General features: G+C 71.8%; 1 protein-coding gene and 1 pseudogene. Both read left to right on the forward strand.

From position 1 onward, the window contains the following. A pseudogene (locus ACFWTE_RS29960) lies at window positions 1-409 on the forward strand (hypothetical protein); the annotation flags it as partial. Window positions 410-568: 159 nt separating this feature from the next. After that, window positions 569-1,342, forward strand: a complete 774-nt coding sequence (locus tag ACFWTE_RS29965) for a hypothetical protein (RefSeq protein ID WP_378783319.1) — start codon at window positions 569-571, stop codon at window positions 1,340-1,342. The last annotated feature ends 64 nt before the right edge of the window (window positions 1,343-1,406 follow it).

The raw sequence follows: 1,406 nt of genomic DNA on the forward strand, positions 1-1,406 counted from the left end.
GCGCCCGGGTGCCCTGCGGGGCCCCGGGCGCCGTCGCGTTGCGCGGCGCACGAACGGGCCTGAGGCCCTCCCCCGCGGCCTCCAGGAAGGGGGGCGCTCCGAGGTACTGCGCTCCCTGCCCGCCGTCGCGGCGGCCACCGCCGGGGGCGCGGCCGCGGGGTCCGGGGCGGTGCCCGGTTCGGACGGGGCGGGTGATGGCGCGTGGACTCTGTGGGACGCGGCCCTGACCGGGTTGGCCGCGACGGGAGTGCACACGGCGGCGATGCTGTTCGCTGCCGGGGTCGCGGCTCTGATCGCCTACGACTTCCCGGGGGCGCACGCCCCGCGGTGGAGGGGGGTCACCATGGACCGGATCTGGGCGATGACCCTGGTCCTGGGTGGCCTTTTCGTTCTCTGGTCCATCAGGTGACCCCTCGCCTGTCGTGCTCCGCGACGGTAGACCGACAGTAATCTGGGCAAAATGTCCCCAGTGCCTGAAATCTGACGGAATCGTCGGAGGTTGATCACTGTTGAACGCGTGCCACGGCGTCCGGACGCCGCCCGGCACGAACGCGGAGAGGCAGAGGGCATGAGACACAGAAGCGCACGGCCCGAACGCCGCTGGCACGGGCTGGTGGTCGCCGTGGCGATCCTGGCCGTGCTGGGCGTCGTCGCGGTCGTCGGCTCCCGCTGGGTGGCCAGGAACGAGGTGCTCCCCGTGTCGACGCCGTGGGGGCCCGAGTGCTCGGTGTGGACCGGTGAGGAACAGGTCCGCCTCGACCGCGACCAGGCGCAGCGGGCGACCACGGCCGCCGCCGTCTCCGTGCAGGGCGACTCCGCCCCGATCGGGGCCCCCGACACGGACGACATCCCCGACGCCGTGACGGCGGTCCTGGAGGAGGGCCCGGAGGACGACGCCGGCCCCTCGCTGACCTGCCGGTCCGTCAAGGACCGTGAACTGGGGGTCCAGGAGGACCTGGAGCCCTCCGGTCTGACTCCGCGGGCCCAGGAGCTCAAGGACGGCGTGGAGGAGGACTTCTCCGACCTCAGCCTCGGCGGCTACTACCCGGGCGGCTACGACACCGGGCACGGTGAGGGCTCCGCGCACTACGAGGGCCGGGCGATCGACATCTTCTACCGGCCGGTCGACGAGGACAACCGGCGCGAGGGCTGGGTGATGGCGCACTGGTTGATCGCGCACGCCCCGGACTACGACATCGACGTGATCATCTTCGACGACCGCATCTGGAGCACCTCCTACCCGTCGCTGGGCTGGCGCGACTACGAGGCCGACCCGGACAACGAGATCCTGCGGCACCTGGACCACGTCCACGTGGACGTCCAGCGGGGCAGCGACGGTTGAGGACTGACGGGACCGACGGTCGTGCCCGGACGGAACGGACCTAAAGCAGGAAAGCAACAGCTGA

Origin of the sequence: Nocardiopsis sp. NPDC058631 (genome assembly GCF_042716955.1) — a bacterium.
Classification (GTDB): Bacteria; Actinomycetota; Actinomycetes; order Streptosporangiales; family Streptosporangiaceae; genus Nocardiopsis.

Coding starts and splice junctions, on each gene's coding strand:
- ACFWTE_RS29965 (WP_378783319.1), top strand. CDS start 569: ATGAGACACAGAAGCGCACGGCCCGAACGCCGCTGGCACGGGCTGGTG.